This window comes from Streptomyces atratus (assembly GCF_900119365.1).
Classification (GTDB): Bacteria; Actinomycetota; Actinomycetes; order Streptomycetales; family Streptomycetaceae; genus Streptomyces; species Streptomyces atratus_B.
This window is the reverse complement of the sequence record NZ_FPJO01000027.1, coordinates 76,897-94,799: the sequence shown is the minus strand read 5'-3', so window position 1 is coordinate 94,799 and position 17,903 is coordinate 76,897. Positions and strand designations below refer to the sequence as shown.

At 71.5% G+C, this 17,903-nt stretch carries 11 protein-coding genes; all 11 read right to left on the bottom strand.

Annotated features, from left to right (window positions below):
• On the bottom strand, positions 1-413 hold a 413-nt coding region (locus BT364_RS31705), incomplete at its 3' end, for an NAD(P)-binding domain-containing protein (protein ID WP_177328308.1).
• Positions 414-500: 87 nt separating this feature from the next.
• The gene (gene ilvN / locus BT364_RS31700) at positions 501-1,076 is read right to left on the bottom strand and encodes an acetolactate synthase small subunit (protein WP_079179722.1); all 576 of its coding nucleotides are present in this window, start codon (positions 1,074-1,076) and stop codon (positions 501-503) included.
• 14 nt (positions 1,077-1,090) lie between these two features.
• The gene (locus BT364_RS31695; RefSeq protein ID WP_072488672.1) at positions 1,091-2,980 is read right to left on the bottom strand and encodes an acetolactate synthase large subunit; all 1,890 of its coding nucleotides are present in this window, start codon (positions 2,978-2,980) and stop codon (positions 1,091-1,093) included.
• Positions 2,981-3,116: 136 nt separating this feature from the next.
• Entirely contained in the window at positions 3,117-3,893 is a 777-nt protein-coding gene (locus BT364_RS31690) for a 4'-phosphopantetheinyl transferase family protein (RefSeq protein WP_072488664.1), read from the bottom strand.
• Positions 3,894-3,936: 43 nt separating this feature from the next.
• Positions 3,937-5,229, bottom strand: coding sequence for an MFS transporter (locus tag BT364_RS31685; RefSeq protein ID WP_072488663.1), 1,293 nt, complete (start codon positions 5,227-5,229; stop codon positions 3,937-3,939).
• On the bottom strand, positions 5,214-6,692 hold the full coding sequence (gene argH, locus BT364_RS31680; RefSeq protein ID WP_072488662.1) for an argininosuccinate lyase: 1,479 nt from the start codon (positions 6,690-6,692) through the stop codon (positions 5,214-5,216). Before argH ends, BT364_RS31685 begins: the two co-directional genes overlap by 16 nt.
• On the bottom strand, positions 6,689-7,954 hold the full coding sequence (locus tag BT364_RS31675) for an ATP-grasp domain-containing protein (protein WP_072488661.1): 1,266 nt from the start codon (positions 7,952-7,954) through the stop codon (positions 6,689-6,691). The genes argH and BT364_RS31675 overlap by 4 nt, the downstream gene beginning before the upstream one ends.
• Positions 7,951-9,000, bottom strand: coding sequence for a PLP-dependent cysteine synthase family protein (locus BT364_RS31670; RefSeq protein ID WP_072488660.1), 1,050 nt, complete (start codon positions 8,998-9,000; stop codon positions 7,951-7,953). The genes BT364_RS31675 and BT364_RS31670 overlap by 4 nt, the downstream gene beginning before the upstream one ends.
• 1 nt (position 9,001) lies before the next feature.
• Entirely contained in the window at positions 9,002-9,847 is an 846-nt protein-coding gene (locus tag BT364_RS31665) for a GHMP family kinase ATP-binding protein (RefSeq protein ID WP_256260298.1), read from the bottom strand.
• 260 nt (positions 9,848-10,107) lie between these two features.
• Entirely contained in the window at positions 10,108-17,193 is a 7,086-nt protein-coding gene (locus BT364_RS31660; RefSeq protein WP_072488659.1) for an amino acid adenylation domain-containing protein, read from the bottom strand.
• Positions 17,190-17,903: phosphopantetheine-binding protein (locus BT364_RS31655; protein WP_143166577.1), on the bottom strand; the 714-nt coding region annotated here is incomplete at its 5' end. The genes BT364_RS31655 and BT364_RS31660, both read right to left, overlap by 4 nt.

The window sequence follows — 17,903 nt, the reverse complement described above, 5'->3', positions numbered from 1 at the left end:
ACCAGGTGGCCCGGGCCCTTCGGCGCGACCATGCAGACGTCGACGCCCGCCGGCGGCTTGATGAAGTCGAAGCGGATGTTCAGGCCGTGGCCGAAGAACAGCGCGTCGCCGTCCTTGAGGTTGTCCTTGATGGACTCCTCGTAGACCTGGGCCTGGATCGGGTCCGGGACCAGGATCATGATGACGTCGGCCTCGGCGGCGGCCTCGGACGGCGTCACCACGCGCAGGCCCTGCTCCTCCGCCTTCGCCCTGGACTTCGAGCCCTCGTGCAGACCGACCCGGACGTCGACACCCGAGTCACGCAGCGACAGCGCGTGGGCGTGACCCTGACTGCCGTAACCGATGACCGCGACCTTGCGGCCCTGGATGATGGACAGGTCGGCATCGTCGTCGTAGAACAGCTCGGCGGGCATGGTGGTTCTCCTTGATTCCTGGAACGTGAGGGTGTGCGGACGGGAAAGCGGAAAGCTGTGGTCTGTACGGGACTTCGCGGACACGACCTAGGCGCTCTGCGCGTCGGCCGTCGCCGTGGTGGCGGAGGACGGGGTCAGGCGGATCGGCCGGGTCTCGCGTGCGGAGCGGTCGGCCAGGGCGCGGGAGCCGCGGCCGATCGCGATCGCGCCGGACTGGACGAGTTCCTTGATGCCGAAGCCCGCGAGCATCCGGAGCATCGCGTCGAGCTTGTCGCCGGAGCCGGTCGCTTCGAGGGTGACGGCGTCGGGCGAGACGTCGACGGTTCTGGCCCGGAACAGCTCGGCGATCTGGACGATCTGGGCCCGGGTGCCGTTGCCGGCGCTCACCTTCACCAGGACCAGTTCGCGCTGGACGGCGGAGTCCGCCTCCAACTCGACGATCTTGAGGACGTTGACCAGCTTGTTGAGCTGCTTGGTCACCTGTTCCAGGGCCAGTTGGTGATCGGCCCTGACGACGACGGTGATGCGGGAGAGCTCGGGATGTTCGGTGGTGCCGACCGCGAGCGAGTCGATGTTGAAGCCGCGGCGCGAGAACAGGGCGGCGACACGGGCCAGGATGCCGGGCGTGTCCTCGACCAGGACGGAGAGCGTGTGCTGGGACATGTCAGAGGGTCCTCTCAGTCGTCCGCGGAGTCGCCGAAGTCGGGGCGTACGTCGCGTGCGGCCATGATGTCGTCGTTGGAGGTGCCGGCAGGGACCATCGGCCACACCATCGCGTCCTCGTGGACGATGAAGTCCACCACGACGGGACGGTCGTTGATCGCGTTGGCCTTGTCGATGATCGCGTCGAGCTCGTAGGGGTTCTCGCAGCGCAGGCCCACACAGCCCATCGCCTCGGAGAGCTGTACGAAGTCCGGGACCCGGGTGCCCCGGTTGGTGTCGGATCCCACTCCGCGGGTCGAGCCGGTGTCCGCGTTGGTGGCGCCGTCGTGCAGCACCGTGTTGGAGAACCGTGCCCCGTAGAACAGGTTCTGCCACTGGCGGACCATCCCGAGCGCGCCGTTGTTGATGATCGCGACCTTGATCGGGATGTTGTTGAGCGCGCAGGTGGTGAGTTCCTGGTTGGTCATCTGGAAGCAGCCGTCGCCGTCGATCGCCCAGACCGTGCGCTCGGGGCGTCCGGCCTTGGCGCCCATCGCGGCCGGGACCGCGTACCCCATCGTTCCGGCGCCGCCCGAGTTGAACCAGGTGCCCGGCTCCTCGTGCGGGAGGAACTGCGCCGCCCACATCTGGTGCTGCCCCACACCGGAGGCGAACAGCGTTCCCTGCGGCGCGAGTTGGCCGATCCGCTCGATGACCTGCTGCGGGGAGAGCAGCCCCGGGTCCGCGGGGAGTTCGTAGCCGCGCGGGTAGGTGGTGCGCCACTGGTCCAGCTCCCGCCACCAGGCGGTGCAGTCACCGGCGCGGCCGTCCTCCCGCTCGGCGCGCACGGCGTCGGACAGGGCGAGGAGGACCTCGCGGGCGTCCCCGACGATGGGTACGTCGGCGAGCCGGTTCTTGGAGATCTCCGCCGGGTCGATGTCGGCGTGGACGACCTTGGCGTGCGGGGCGAAGCCGTCCAGCCTGCCGGTGACCCGGTCGTCGAACCGGGCGCCCAGGGCCACGATCAGATCGGCCTTCTGGAGTGCGGCGACCGCCGCGACGTCCCCGTGCATGCCGGGCATGCCCACGTGCTGCGGGTGGCTGCCGGGGAAGGCGCCCAGCGCCATCAGGGTGGTGACCACGGGCGCCCCGGTCAGCTCGGCCAGGGTGCGCAGCTCGTCCGTGGCCCGTGCCTTGAGCACACCGCCGCCGACGTACAGCACCGGGCGGCTCGACGTGCTGATCAGGCGGGCCGCCTCGCGGATCTGCTTGGCGTGCGGCTTGGTGACCGGGCGGTAGCCGGGCAGATCGGTCCTGGTCGGCCACCGGAAGGTGGTGGCCGCCTGCAGGGCGTCCTTCGTGATGTCGATGAGTACCGGTCCGGGGCGGCCGGTCGAGGCGATGCGGAACGCCTCGGCGACCGTCCGCGGGATGTCGTCGGCGTCGGTGACGAGGAAGTTGTGCTTGGTGACCGGCATGGTGATGCCGACGATGTCGGCCTCCTGGAAGGCGTCCGTGCCGATCGCCTTGGAGGGGACCTGGCCGGTGATCGCGACCAGCGGCACCGAGTCCATGTACGCGTCCGCGATCGGCGTCACCAGATTGGTGGCACCGGGACCCGAGGTCGCCATGCACACCCCCACCTTGCCGGTGGCCTGCGCGTAGCCGGTGGCCGCGTGCCCGGCGCCCTGCTCGTGGCGGACCAGCACATGACGGACCCGGGTGGAGTCCATCATCGGGTCGTAGGCGGGCAGGATCGAGCCGCCGGGAATGCCGAACACGGTTTCCGCGCCGGCCTCTTCGAGCGAGCGGATGAGCGACTGGGCACCCGTCATGCGCTCGGCGCCGGTGTCCGGCTGCCCGGCGGTGCGGGGCCGCATGTGCGGGAGGAGGGCCGCGGGGGCCTGCTTCACAGCGTTTGACATCGTCAGTTCCAAAAGTCCGTAGGAGTGTTGGCGAGGACGTATCGGTGATCGGCAGCCGCGGCGGGAGCGGCCGGGTGGTGCGTGCCCGCCGCCGGGTGATCACCGCAACGGTGCACCCGGCGGACCTGGGGAGAGGTCAGGGCGGGGTTCTTGCCGTCTGCAGGGCGTCGCAGGTGTGCCGTACGACGTCCAGGCCGGCGAGCCTCCTGACGAGGGGCCCGTCCACGGTGAGCTCGCCGCGGACCGCCACCGCCGCCGCGTAGCCCCGGTCCACCGGAACGTCGAGGAGGGTCCAGCCGGAGGGCGGGTACGGGCCCTCGGGTCGTCCCGAGCCGACGTAGTCGAGAGCGGGGTCGCGGCCGAGGCCCGTGCCGAGGCCCTTGAGGTAGGCCTCCTTGCGGGTCCACAGCCTGGCCAGGGCCCGGGGCCGGGCCGGCGGGCTCAGGGCCGCCAGTTCGGCCTGCTCGTCCACGTGCAGCATCGCGGCGAGGTCGGCGGTGCCCTCCTCGTCCGGCACCAGTTCCACGTCGACCCCGATGGGGGCCGCCGCGGTTCCGACAACGGCGAGATCGCCGCGGTGGGACAGCGAGAAGAACAGCCGGTCGTCGGCGTCGAGCACGGTGGGCCGGCCGTGCGGTCCGCCGCAGCAGGGGCAGGTGTCCCGGCCGAGGTGGACCTCCTCGGGGCGCAGGCTCAGGTACGAGCCGAGCAGCCGGCGAAGGGCGACATGCGCGGCCGTGAACCGGGTTCGGTCGGCGGCGTGCATGAGGGTGGCGGCACGTTGACGCTCGGTCGCGTCGAGTACCTGTTCGTCCAGGATGCCGATGGGGACATCCGAGACCCGCAGGAGCCAGAGATCGAGCGAGCCAGGGGGTGGCAGCTCACGAACGACCCACGGCAGGGTTTGTTCCACGGGGTCTCTCCTGTTCGTACGAGAGTGACAGGCGAGTCGGGTCTCACGGCGCGGCCGGCGCGACCGGGAGGTCCCGCATTCGGCGCAGTGGCCCGATCAGGAGGAGCAGCGGGGTCAGGGCGAGTCCCGCGGTGAGCAGCCACAGGGTGGGCCGCAGTCCGAGGGCGGTGCCGAGGATCCCGCCGAGCAGCGAACCGAAGGGAATGGCGCCGAAGTTCGCGACCGAGACGCTGGCCGAGACGCGGCCGAGCAGCTGGGGCGGACAGTAGCGCTGGCGGAACGCCCCTTGGATCACGTTGGCGAGCACGACGCCGAGCGAGAGGACCGCGCTGCCGACCACCAGTGCGGACAGGGTCCAGTCCGTCCCCGTCATCGGGATGAGCAGGGCGAACGGTGCGCTGGCGATCGTGGCGACCAGCAGTCCGCGGGCCGACCCGAACCGGGTGATCAGGCGTTTCGCGGTGGTGGCCCCGAGGATCCCGCCGATGCTGCTCGACGCGAGGAGCCAGCCGGTGGCGCCTTCGGGCACCCCGAGCTCACGGATGATGAAGACCGGCAGGATCGCCGCCTCGGCCGTCAGCAGCAGGTTGGTGGCGGTGCCGTACAGGGTGAGGACGCGCAGGTACGGGTCCTTGAAGGTGTACTGCACGCCCTCCTTGATGTCCTGTCGCAGGGCCGGGCGTTCCCCGGTCTTCTCCGGGAACGGCTCCTTGCGCCGGATGCCGAGCAGGCACAGCGCGGAGACGAGGAACGTCGCCGAGTTGACGAGGAGACCGGAGGCGGCGCCGAACGCCTGGGCCAGCAGACCGCCGCCGCCCAGCCCCGCGACCTGGGCCACCGATTCACTGCCCTGGAGCTTGGCGTTGGCCTCCTGGAGGTCCTCGGGTCCGACGATGGAGGGCAGGTAGACCTTGTACGAGATCCCGAAGAACACCGCGGCGAACCCGTTGATCAGCGCCACGACCATCAGCTGGGTCATCGTCAGGACGCCGAGCCAGCCGGCCACCGGAACGCTGGCCAGGAGCACGAGCGGGACCAGGTTGCAGATCAGCATGATCGGCCGGCGTCGCATCCGGTCCACCCAGGCTCCGGCGGGCAGGCCGATGAGCAGCCAGGGCAGCCAGGGGGCGGCCGCCAGCACGCTCACCCAGAACGTGCTCGCATCGAGCGTCACCACGGCCACCAGGGGCATGGCGACCCCGGTGATGTTGATGCCGACGCGGTTGGTCGTCTCGCCGAGCCACAGCAGCCGGAAGTCGTGGTGGCCGAGCAGTCCGCTGCGCGGCGGGCGCTCCTGTGCCGTGCCCAAAGGGCGTTCGGTCAGGCGGGCCGACATGACGTCACCGCCTCGGCCACGGTCCGCGACAGCAGCGCCGCTCCGTCGGACCAGCGGGTGCGCCGGCCGGTCAGTTCGGCCTTGAGCTCGTCCCTCAGGGTGCCGAGGGCGCGTATTCCGTCGGCCGTGGAACCGGGTCCGCCGCCGTGGGCGCACGCCGCGGCCACCCGGCCGGGGGCCAGCCCGCCGTCGTCGACGGCGTCGAAGTGGGCCGCGTCCACCAGCGACCGGCCGGATTCCAGGGCACCGAGCACGGTCTCGCCGACCAGATGGTGTGCGGCCCGGAACGGCGTTCCGTCCAGGACGAGCCGCTCCGCGAGGTACGTGGCGGAGGTGAAGCCGTCCACGGCCCGGTCCGTCATGCGTTCGCGTTCCGGTTCCGTGCCCGCCACCACCAGGCTCAGCAGCGTCACCGCGTCGGTGGTGCTGCTCAGACCGGGCCAGAGGTGCCGTACGGCTTCGGTGCCCACCGCGATGGCGTTGGTGTAGCCGCCGGTGGTCATCGCGGACGCAGCACCGACGAAGGCGCCGAGGCTCGCGGTGGACCTGCCCTGGATGTGTTCGAGCAGGAAGGGATTGCGCTTCTGCGGCATCATCGAGCTGGACCCGACGAGGGTGTCGCCCACCCTCAGCAGCCCGAACTCCTCCGAGGTCCAGGTGCTCAGGTCCCGTCCGGCGCGGGCCAGCGCGACGCCGAGGACGGCGGAGGCGGAGAGCAGGTCGAGAACGAAGTCCCGGGAGGCCACCGCGTCGACCGAGTTGGGCGCGGCGGAGCCGAAGCCGAGCAGTTCGGCGGTGCGCCGGGGGTCGATGGGGACGGACGTCCCGCCGATCGCCCCGGCGCCCAGCGGGTTGACGTCGATCTGGCGTCCGGCGTCCAGCAGGGACCGGTACGCGCGCAGCACCGCGCCGGCGACACCGGCGAGGTAGTGCCCGTAGCTGATCGGTACGGCCGGCTGGCCGTGGGTGTAGGCGGGCATGATCACGTCCCGGTACTCCTCGGCCTTCGCCAGGAGCACCCCCGCCAGCCGGTCGACCGCGTCGAGCAGGGCCAGATAGGGGCCGCGCGTCTTCAGCCGGGTGGTGGTGGCGTTGAGGTCGTTGCGCGAGCGGCCGGTGTGCAGGATGCCGCCGGTCCCGTCGCCCAGCCGCTCGATGAGGTGTCCCTCGTACGCCAGGTAGACGCCGCGCGGCATCGGGGTGGCGCGGACCGGGGCGAAGTCCTGGCCGCGCAGTTCCTCGATGGTGCTCAGCAGGGCGGCGGCCCGGTCCGCGTCCACGATCCCGCGTTCGGTGAGCATGATCAGGTGGGCCCGGTCGACCTCGCTGATGCAGCGCAGTTCCTCGCCCAGCCCGTCCGCGGTGTCCGGCAGGTACTGGTCGTAGACGATGCGGTGCGCCTCGGCGTCGAGCGCGGCCTTGAGCCGGCCGGTGTCGACGCCGTGCGCCGTCGCTGCGGTCATGCGAATGCCTCCTCTGTGTGCAGGTCCGCGTAGGACACGGCCTCGCCGAGCAGGGCCACGGCCCGGTCGGCCGCCTCGGCCGCCCGGACCGAGCGGTCGGCGACGGCGATGGCGTGGCCGACGCGGCCCCGGAAGTCCTCGGCGGGGCCGACGGGTTCGCCCGGGGCGCGGTAGAGCACCGCCTCGACGGTGCCCGGTACGGTGCGGGCGCGGGCCACGGCTTCTGCGAGTGAGGCGGACCGGGCGAGGATGCCGTCCTGTTCCGCGGTGAGGAACCGGATCGAGGCGCGGGCGTATCCGGAGCGTTCCAGCTCGGGAGCGGTGCCGAGCGCGGCCAGCACCTGGGCGCGCACCAGGTCGATCCCGCAGGCCCTGCGGACGAGTTCGGGGATCATGCCGCCGGCCAGCCGGGGGTTGACCTCGATGACCTCGGCGGTCCGGGGCCCGGTCAGGCGCAGTTCGACATGGGCGGCTCCCCAGCCGAGGCCGAGGGCCCGCACGGCGCGTACCGCGGACTCGCGCAGCGCGATCTCCTGTTCGCCGGGCAGTGCGGCCGGCACGTCGTGGCCGATCTCGACGAAGGACGGCAGCGCGCCGACGTGCTTGGCGACGGTGACGACGGCGTCGGTGCCGAACACCTCGACGGAGAACTCCGGCCCTGTCAGGTACTCCTCGACCAGGATCCGGCCCGGTGAGGCGATGCCCCGCTCGTTCACGGTGGCCGCCAGCAGTGTCCCGGCGTGCTCGGCGACCTCGTCGAGGTCCGCGCAGAGCCGTACGCCCAGACTCCCCGACCCCTGAACCGGTTTGACCACCACGGGCAGTCCGATGCCGCGGGCCGCGGCCAGTGCGTCGGCGACCTCGGAGACGACGGCGAAGTCCGGCGATCCGACGCCCGCACCGACGAGCATCCGGCGCTGTTCGGCCTTGTCCCGGCAGGCCCGCACGGCCTCCGCCGCCGGGCCGGGCAGCCCGAGCCGGTACGCCAGTGCGGCGGCGGTCGGTACGTAGTACTCGGAGCTGGTCAGGACGCCCGCGATGGTGGCCTCGTCCTCCAGGGCGCGGACGGCCGTCCAGAGCGCGGCCTCGTCGGAGGTGTCCACGACGACGCTCCGCAGCCGGTCCTCGGCGGCGTACGGGTAGCGGCCCGGGTCGGCGCAGAGCAGCACGGGCACCACGCCCAGCTCGGCCGCGCGCCGCGCGAACAGCCGTCCCGTACCGGTGGTGTTGCTCTCCACCAGGAGCAGCAGGCGCTCTCTCATGAGCCGACCACCGGCAGCACCACGTCGTCGAAGCCGCGGCGGGCCCACAGCAGCCGGGACCAGGCGGCGGGGGCGTCCAGCGGGTGCTCGACGGTGACCGGGCCGTCGACGGCGGGGGCGGGGGCGATCCCCTGCTCGCGCAGCCAGCTGTCGTTGTAGACCGTGGACTGGTAGCGGTATCCCTCGTCCGGAAGCACCATCACGACGGTGCTGTCCGGGTTCTGCGCTGCCCACCACGAAGCCACCTGGAAGGAAGCGCCGCTGGTCGGGCCCATGAACAGGCCGTGTGCGCGGTAGAGCTCGTGGGTGGCGTGGAACGCCTCGGGGGCCGTCACCCAGTGGACCTCGTCGTACGCCGCGTGCTTGACGTTGCCCGGGTGGATGCTGCTGCCGAGCCCGCGCAGCATGCGCGGTCCGTCCGGGCTGCCGAAGATGATGCTGCCCTGGGTGTCCACGCCGACCAGGTGCAGGGCCGGGCCGGTCTGCCGCAGCGCGGCGGCGAGTCCGCCGGTGGAGCCGCCCGAACCGACCGGGCCCACCAGGCAGTCCACGGCTCCGACGGTGTCGCCGATCAGGTCGGCGACGACGCCGTACGCGCCGGGGTTGTCGGGGTTGTCGTACTGGCCGGGGACGAAGGCGTCCGGGTACTGCCGGCGCAGTTCGGCGACGCGGGCGAGCCGGGCGCCCTGGATGCCGCCAGACTGGCCTGTGTGCTCGACGATCTCCACCGTCGTACCGAGCATTTCGAGCCGGGTGCGCAGGTCCCGGTCGATCGCCGAGTCGCCGACGATGGTCAGCGGGTAGCCGCGCAGGCGGCAGACCATGGCCAGGCCCAGGGCGAAGGTGCCCGAGGAGGTCTCGATGATCCGGGTGCCCGGGGAGATCAGGCCCGCGGCCTCGGCGCGGTCGAGTATGTAGCGGGCGGGCAGCAGTTTCATCAGGCTGAAGGCCGCCGCGTAGAGGTTGTCGGTCACCTTGATGATGCGTGGCAGCTCCGTGGCCTCCACGATCGAGGAGTGAGCCTTGGGCAGAGTCGTCGTCGTCATGTCAGTCACCCGTTGTGTAGTTCCACTGCTCGTGAATTCCGAGCTCTTGCAGGAGGTCCTGGGCCAGGTCGGTCCGCGCCTCGACCTCGGGGTCGTCCCGGTCGAAGAGAAGACCTGCGATGTCCCCGCTGTGCGCCGCCTGTACCCCGACGGCTCCGGTGGTCCGCGCGATGTCCCGGATGCGGTCGAGGTCCGGGATCGGCAGATGACGCTGGTTGATCTCCGTGCTGGCCGTGGCCACCGAGCCCAGCAGGGCCACGTCCTTCATCTGGATGGCCTCCCGGAGCATCGCCTGCAGCCGGGTGAAGAGGTCGATCTCGTCCTGCCCGTAGCGGGCCGGCGAGAGGGCCAGGGTGTCCACGCCCCGGCCGCCGCCCTCGGGGCGTGAGCCGAAGCCGAGGATCCGCATGGCCGGCATCCGGTAGCCGAAGTCCTCGATCACCGTGCCCTCGCGCTGGGCGAACAGGACGGTGGACTCCTCGAACATCAGGGAGTCGGACGCGGTCTCGGCGCGTACCGCGATCCGGGCCACTTCCTGCGGCGGCAGCGGGCTGACGAACGCGTCCTTCACCGCCCAGATGGCCGCGAGCACATCGCTCGTGGACGAGCCGAAGCCCCGGCACAGCGGTACGTCGCCGGTGAGGTCCAGATGACCGCCCGCCGGCTCGGCGCCCGGCGGTGTCACGGCACGGACCGCGAGTTCGGCTGCGCGCCGCGCCTTGCCCTTCCATTCCGGCGTGACGGTGACCTCGTCGCCGGGAGCGGGTATGAACGTGGCGCGAGTCGCGTGAATGGTGCAGGGAAGAGTGACGAGACCTCGGGTGAGCCCGCCGTCACCGGGAAACACGCCTTGCAGGATCTCGCCGTGGTGGACGGGGGCTGAAGCTACCCCGACACGCCAGCCGGAATGATCAACCATTTCCTTGACTTTCTGTTGCCGGGAGCCGTGGCCTGCGGATGGCCTCACGCTATGCAGGCCACGACCCGCCGCCCGGCGGCATGAGCGGCAGCACGCGGGCAATTCGGGATGCCGGAAAAGGCGGTGGCGCACGCGAAGGTGCCCGGGTCCGCCGTCGTGGCGGGCCCGGGCACCTGTGTGACCTCGGATCAGTGACGCACTCCTCGCAACTCCTCGGCCAGTACCTTTCCGATCTCGCGCAGCGGCTCGGCCGTGGTCATGTCCCAGTGCTCGCAGTCGATGTCGTGCTCCTCGACGCGGCCCCCGACATGGGGTGCCCAGGCGTCCGCGCCGCCCGTAGCGGCCGGGGTGCGGGCGGCGTTGAAGAACACCGCGTCGCCGCCGAACCGCCGCCGGGGAACGTACCGGTAGCGCATCTCCAGGTTGCCGGCCGTCGCGGCGACGACGGCGGCGGCCTGGTCGGGCTCCAGAGCGCCCAGGATCGCGTCCTCGGCGCGCAGCACGGCGGCCAGCTCCTCCGGGTCCGGGGCGGTGTCGGCGCACCGTACGTCGATTTCGGCGCCGCGGCCGCCGAGCAGCGCGGTCAGCACCTCCCGGCCGGTGATGGCGGGTGGCCGGAATCCTTCGGGCAGCGGGTAGGAGTCGAGCAGTGCCAGGAGGGCCACTTGCTCCCCCTGCTCCTCCAGTCCGGCCGCGATCGCGTGCGCCACCAGACCGCCGAACGACCAGCCGAGCAGGTGGTACGGGCCGTGGGCCTGGACCGAGCGGATCTCGGCCACATAGCCGGCCGCCATCTCCTCGATACCGGCCGGCCGGTCCGAGGGGCTGGTCAACTCCTTGGCCTGGAGCCCGATCAGCGGCCGTCGTCCGCCGATGTGCCGGAGCAGTCCGGCGTACGACCAGCTCATCCCGGAGACCGCGTGGACACAGAACAGCGGGGCCTCGGTGCCGGTGGCGGACGCGGCCCGGATGGGCAGCAGTGTCTCCATCGGGTCGCCGCCCGTGTTCGTGGCGATGTGCTCGGCGAGCAGCACGGGTGTCGGGTACTGGAACAGGTCCCGGATGGTGACGCGGGTGTCCCAGATGGAGCGGATCCGGCCGATCAGCCGGGTGGCGAGCAGGGAGTGGCCACCGAGCTGGAAGAAGTGGTCGTCGATGGTGACCGATGTCAGTCCCAGGACCTCCGCGAAGAGGCCGCACAGGACTTCTTCGGCCGGGGTGCGCGGCTCCCGGCCGCCGCCGGTGTCGGCCTGCTGCGGTTCGGGCAGCGCACGGCGGTCGAGCTTGCCGTTGACCGTCAGGGGGAGCGCCTCCAGCGGCACGATCGTGGCCGGAACCATGTACTCGGGCAGGGCCGCGACCGCGTGCCGGCGCAGCTCGGCCAGGTCCGAAGGGCTGCCCTCGGTGGGCACCACGTACGCCACCAGCCGTTTGTCACCGGGCCGGTCCTCGCGGATCAGCACCGCCACCTGGGCGAGGGAGGGGTGCCGCAGCAGCGCCGATTCGATCTCACCCGGCTCGATGCGGAAACCCCGCAACTTGATCTGCTGGTCGGCCCGGCCGAAATACTCCAGCGCACCGTCCTGGCTCCAGCGGGCCAGGTCGCCGGTGCGGTACATCCGCGAGCCGGGCGCACCGTGGGGGTCGGCGACGAACCGCTCCGCGCTCAGTGCGGGCTGTCCGATGTAGCCGTGGGCGAGGCCGTGTCCGGCGACGTAGAGCTCACCGGGGACGCCGGGCGGCAGCAGCCGGAGGTTCTCGTCCAGGACGTAGGCGTGCTTGCCGGCGATCGGCCGTCCGATCGGGATGGCGGGTGCCGGGCCCGTGAGGGTGTGGGTGGTGGTGAAGCCCATGCTCTCGGCCGGCCCGTAGCCGTTGACGAGGTGGAGGTGGGGGTGGTCGGCCAGTGCCTTGGCGGTGTGGGCGGGTGAGGCCGCCTCACCGGCGGTCATGGCCTCCTTGATCCGGGAGAAGACCGCCGGGTGCTCGTCGAGCATGTGGTTGAACAGGCTCGCCGACATCTGCAGGGTGGTGATTCCGTGCCGTTCCACCAGCTCCGCGATCTGGTGCGGGTCGGTGTGCTGGCCGGGTTGCAGGACGCAGACACCGCCGTGCAGGAGGGGTCCGAAGACCTCCAGGGCGAAGGCGTCCCAGGACACCGGAGAGCTCTGCAGGTAGGTCTGCCCGGGGCCGAAGTCCAGGTAGTCGGGGCCGATGAAGGTGGCGGCCAGCGCCCGGTGCGAGGCCGCGACGCCCTTGGGCACTCCGGTCGACCCGGAGGTGAACATCACGCAGGCGATGGATTCCGGGTGCCCGCCCGTCTCCACCGGGGTTCCCGGCAGGGCGCTGATCGTGGGGATCTCCGCGGTCAGGTCGACGAGGGTGGCCGGGGTCGTCAGGGCCGTCAGGTGGGCCTGGGTGACCAGCGCCGCCGGATCGGTCTGCCCGAGCACGGTGTTCAGCCGGTCGGCCGGGAACTGCGGGTCGAGCAGGGTGTATCCGGCCCCGGCCTTCAGGGCGGCGAGCAGGGTGGCGATCAGTTGCGGGGACCGCTCCAGGTGGATGACGACGATGCTGCCCGGGGTGACGCCGCGCGCGGTCAGGTGGCGGGCCAGCCGGTTGGACCAGATGTCCAGCTCCTGGTATGTGACCTGCTGTTCCTCGTGGACCAGCGCCACCTCGTGCGGGGTGCGGCCGGCCTGCGCCGTGAAGAGGGCGTCGAGCCCGAGGGCGGGCGCGGACGACTGCGCGCCGCTCCACTCCCGCAGCTGCGCCCGCTCGTTCCCGGACACCAGCTCCAGCTCCGCGAGGGGCAGATCGGGGGTGGCCACGGCGCCGGTGAGGAGCCGGACCAGGCGGTCCGCGGTGGCCTCGATGGTGCGTGCGTCGTACAGGTCGGTGGTGTACTCGATCAGGATGTCGAGGCCGTCGGGCCGGCCGTCGGCTGCGCGGCTCTCGGCGAACGCGAAGGTGAGGTCGAACTTGGCGACGGAGACCGGCGGGAAGGCGAACTCGCTCTCCAGCCCGGCCAGTCGGGGTGCCTCGTTGCTGGTGTCGCCGACGGTGAGCATGACCTGGAAGAGGGGGTGCCGGGCGGCGGTGCGCTCGGGGTTGAGTGCTTCGACCAGCCGGTCGAACGGCAGGTCCTGGTGGGCCCAGGCGGCGAGGTCGGTCTCCCGGACCCGGGTGAGCAGCTCGCGGAAGCTCGGGGCGCCGCTGGTGTCGGTGCGCAGGACGAGGGTGTTGACGAAGAAGCCCACGAGGTCGTCGAGCTTCTGGTCGGTGCGGCCGGCGACGGGTGAGCCGAGCGGGATGTCGTGGCCAGCGCCGGACCGGGACAGCAGGGTCGCCACGGCCGCCTGGGCCACCATGAACAGGGTGGTCCCGGTGTCCTGGGCCAGCGACATCAGGGCGGTGTGCAGCTCGGCGGGGCAGTGCACGGCGTGTGTGCGGCCGCGGTTGGAGGCGACGGCGGGGCGGGCGTGGTCCGCGGGCAGTGTGGCCTCCTCCGGCAGCTCGGCGAGCACCGCGCGCCAGTGGTCGAGCCGGCGTTCCTCGTCGCGTTCCAGGAGCCGTTGCTGCCAGAGGGAGTAGTCGGCGTACTGGACCGGCAGCGGCTCCCAGGCGGGGGCAGTGCCTTCGGTGCGGGCCTCGTAGGCGGTGGCCAGGTCGCGGAAGAGCGGTCCGTTGGACCAGCCGTCGGAGGCGATGTGGTGGATCACGAGCATGAGCACGTGATCCTCGGCCCCGAGGCTCAGCAGCTGTGCCCGGTAAGGGAGTTCGGCCGCCAGGTCGAAGGTCCGGCCGGCCTGCTCGGCCAGCCGCCCGGTGAGTTCCTCCTCGGTGGTGGTGATCAGGGGCAGGTCGGCGTCGGCCGGCGGAAGGATGTACTGGTGGGGGGTGCCCTCGTGGGCGGGGAAGACGGTGCGCAGACCCTCGTGGCGTGTGGTGACGTCGGTGAGGGCCAGCTGGAGGGCCCGGTGGTCGAGTGCGCCCTTGAGGCGCAGGGCGAGCGGAATGTTGTAGGTGGCGGACGGGCCTTCCATCTGGTCGAGGAACCACAGCCGCTGCTGTGCGGAGGAGAGCGGAATGATCTCCGGCCGCACCTCGGGCATCAGTGCCGGCCGCCGCTCCCCACTGCCCTCGGCCGCGATCCGCTCGGCCAGCTGCGCGACGGTCGCGTACTGGAACAGGTCCCTGATGGTGATCTCGGTCTCCCACACGGCCCGGATGCGGCTGATGAGGCGGGTGGCGAGCAGGGAGTGGCCGCCGCGGCGGAAGAAGTGGTCGTCGATGGTGACCGACGGCAGCCCGAGCACGGCCGCGAAGAGACCGCACAGGACTTCCTCGGCGGGTGTGCGGGGCGGGCGTCCTCCGGTGTCGGTGCTCTGCTGGGGTACGGGCAGGGCGCGGCGGTCGACCTTGCCGTTGGTGGTGAGGGGGATCTCGTCGAGGACGACGAAGGCGGACGGGACCATGTACTCCGGGAGTGCCCCGGCGATCTCGCGGTGCACCGCCTCGGTGTCGATGCGGGCGCCGTCGGCGGCGACGAGGTAGGCGACGAGACGCTTGTCGCCGGGACGGTCCTCCCGGACCACCACGGTCGCCTGTCCCACACTCTCGTGGGCGGTCAACGCGCTCTCGATCTCGCCGAGTTCGATGCGGAAGCCGCGGAGCTTGACCTGCTGGTCGGCGCGGCCGAGGTACTCGACCGAACCCTCGTGGTTCCAGCGGACCAGGTCACCCGTGCGGTACATCCGCGTGCCGGCCGGGCCGTACGGGTCCGCGACGAAGCGCTCCGCCGTCAGCGAGGCGCGGTTGAGGTAGCCCTGGGCCAGGCCGGCTCCCGCGATGTACAGCTCGCCGGGGGCACCCGGCGGAACCAGCCGCAGCCCTTCGTCGAGAACGTAGAGCCGGTGGTTGTCGAGGGGTTCTCCGACCGGGATGGCACCCGCGTAGTCCAGCGGACGGTGGATGCGGTGGGTGGTCGCGAAGGTGGTGGTCTCGGTCGGTCCGTAACCGTTGACGACGGTGGTGTCCGGGCAGTGGTCCATGACGCGGCGCACCGCCTCGGGCGGGACGACGTCACCTCCGGCCCACACCTCATGGACTCCGGCGAAGGCCTCGGGTGCCTCCTCCGCCATGACGCGGAAGAGACCTGCGGTCATCCAGAGTGCGGTGATCCGGTGTTCGGACAGCAGCCGTTGGTAGTCGGCGGGGGCGAGATGGCCGCGCGGTGCCACCACGACGGTGCGGCCGTTCAGCCACGGCACCCAGATCTCGTACGTCGAGGCGTCGAACGCCATCGCGGAGTGGAAGAGCACCCGGGTGTGATTGCCGTTCGCGTACATCGTCTGCGCCGCCAGATCCGCGACATTGCGATGCGTGACCGCAACACCCTTCGGAACCCCCGTCGAGCCCGACGTGAACATCGCGTACACCGGCTGGTCGGGGTGGATGGTGTGTGCCGGTGCGGTGGCGGGCAGCAGGTCGAGTTCGGTGGTGTCGCCCAGGACGACGACCTGTGCGTCGGAGTCCAGGACGACCTGGTGGTCGGAGAGGGCCTGGTCGGTGAGCAGGACCGGTGCCCGGGTGTCGGCCAGGATCTGGACGAGCCGGCTGTCGGGGTCGGTGGTGTTCAGCGGGGCGTACACGGCGCCTGCCTTCACCACGGCGAGCAGCGCGGTGAGCAGGTCGGTCGAGCGCTCCATGAGGACGGCGACCACGTCGTGCCGCTGCACTCCGGCGTTGATGAGGTGGTGGGCGAGCCGGTTGGTGACCTCGTCGAGTTCGGCGAAGGTCAGATCGTGGTCCTCGTCCACCAGGGCTGTCGCGTCCGGGGTACGGGCGGCCTGCGCGGCGAACAGCTCCGCCAGGCTCATTTCGCAGGTGCCGGTGGCGGTGCCGCTGCGCTCCTCCAGGAGCAGCCGGCGCTCGTGCTGGCCGAGCAGGTCGAGGACCGGGAGCGGGGTGTCGGGCGAGGTGACCACGGCCTCCAGCAGCCGGTTCAGCCGGGCCATGAGGGCGTCGATCGTCCGGGCGTCGTAGAGGTCGGTGGCGTACTCGATGGTGATGTCCAGGCCGTCCGGCCGGCCGTCGCGGGTGCGGTGCTCGGCGAAGCCGAAGGTCAGGTCGAACTTGGCGATCTGCAGGGCGCTGTACTCGGTACGGGCGTCGAGCCCCGGGAAGCCGATGACGTCGGACCCGGCCTCGCCCATGGTGAGCATCACCTGGAAGAGCGGGTGACGGGAGGCGGAGCGCTCGGGGTTCAGCACCTCGACCAGCCGGTCGAAGGGCAGGTCCTGGTTGTCCCAGGCCGCCAGGTCCGTCTTGCGGACCCGGGAGAGCAGGTCGCGGAAGCTCGGGTCGCCGCTCAGGTCCGTGCGCAGCACCAGTGTGTTGACGAAGAAGCCGACCAGTCCGTCGAGTGCCTCGTCGATGCGCCCCGACACCGGGGAGCCGATCGGGATGTCGGGTCCGGCCCCGGAGCGGGACAGGGCGGTCGCCACGGCGGCCTGGACAGCCATGAACAGTGTGGCGCCGGACTCCCGTGCGAGGTGGGTCAGACCGATGTGGAGCTCGGCCGGCAGGTGTACGTCGCAGGTGGCGCCCACGTACGAGGCGGAGGCCGGGCGCGGACGGTCGGCCGGCAGGGTGGCCTCCTCCGGCAGTTCGGCCAACGCCTTGCGCCAGAAGTCCAGTTGGCGGGCTCCGGCACTGTCCGGGTCGTCGCCCTCACCGAGCAGTTCCTGCTGCCAGAGGGTGTAGTCGGCGTACTGGACCGGCAGCGGCTCCCAGCCGGGCGCAATGCCCTGGGCGCGGGCCTCGTAGGCGGTGGCGAGGTCCTGGAGCAGAGGCGCGGTCGAGCCGCCGTCCGACACGATGTGGTGCATCACGATGAGCAGGACGTGCTCCTGCTCGCCCAGGGCGATCAGGCGTGCCCGGACCGGCAGGTCCACCGCGAGGTGGAAGACCTGGGCGGACTCCTCGGCGAGCACGGCCGGGAGCGTCGCGGCGTCGGCCGGGATGATCTCCAGGGCGAGCTCCACGTCCTCCTCGGCGAGGATGTGCTGGTACGGGGTGCCGTCCTGGTCGGGGAAGAGGGTGCGCAGGCTCTCGTGTCTGCCGACCACGTCCAGGAGCGCCGACTGGAGTGCCGGGCGGTCGAGTTCACCGTTCAGCCGCACGGCGAGCGGGATGTTGTAGGTGGTGGACGGCCCTTCCATCTGGGCGATGAACCAGAGCCGCTGCTGGGCGAATGACAGGGGAATCACTTGGTCACTCCCATCCGGCGCATCGGCCGAAGTCTGGGCCGGGCGGCCTCGGCGCCGTCGAGCTTCTCGACGAGCGTGGCCACGATCGGGTTTTCGAAGAGGGTCGCCACGGAGAGCTCGACCCCGAGGACGGTGCGGATCCGGCCGGCGAGCCGGGTGGCGAGGAGCGAGTGACCGCCGAGGTGGAAGAAGTGGTCGTCGATGGTGACCGACGGCAGTCCGAGGATCTCCGCGAAGAGACCGCACAGGACTTCTTCCTTGGCGGTGCGCGGTGCGCGCCCGGTGGTTTCGTTGCTGAACTGCGGGGCGGGCAGGGCGCGTCGGTCGACCTTGCCGTTGACGGTGAGAGGGATCTCGTCGAGGACGACGAAGGCGGACGGGACCATGTACTCGGGCAGCAGCCCGGACACCTGCCGCTGTACGTCCTCGGGTTCGATCCGGGCGCCTTCCTCGACGGTGAGGTAGGCGACGAGGCGCTTGTCGCCGGGCCGGTCCTCGCGGACGACGACGGTGGCCTGGGCCACGCCCGGCCGTCCGGCGAGGACGGTCTCGATCTCGCCCGGCTCGATGCGGAAGCCGCGGAGCTTGACCTGCTGGTCGGCGCGGCCGAGGTACTCGACCGAACCCTGGTGGTTCCAGCGGACCAGGTCGCCGGTGCGGTACATCCGTGTACCGGCCGGGCCGTACGGGTCGGCCACGAAGCGGTCGGC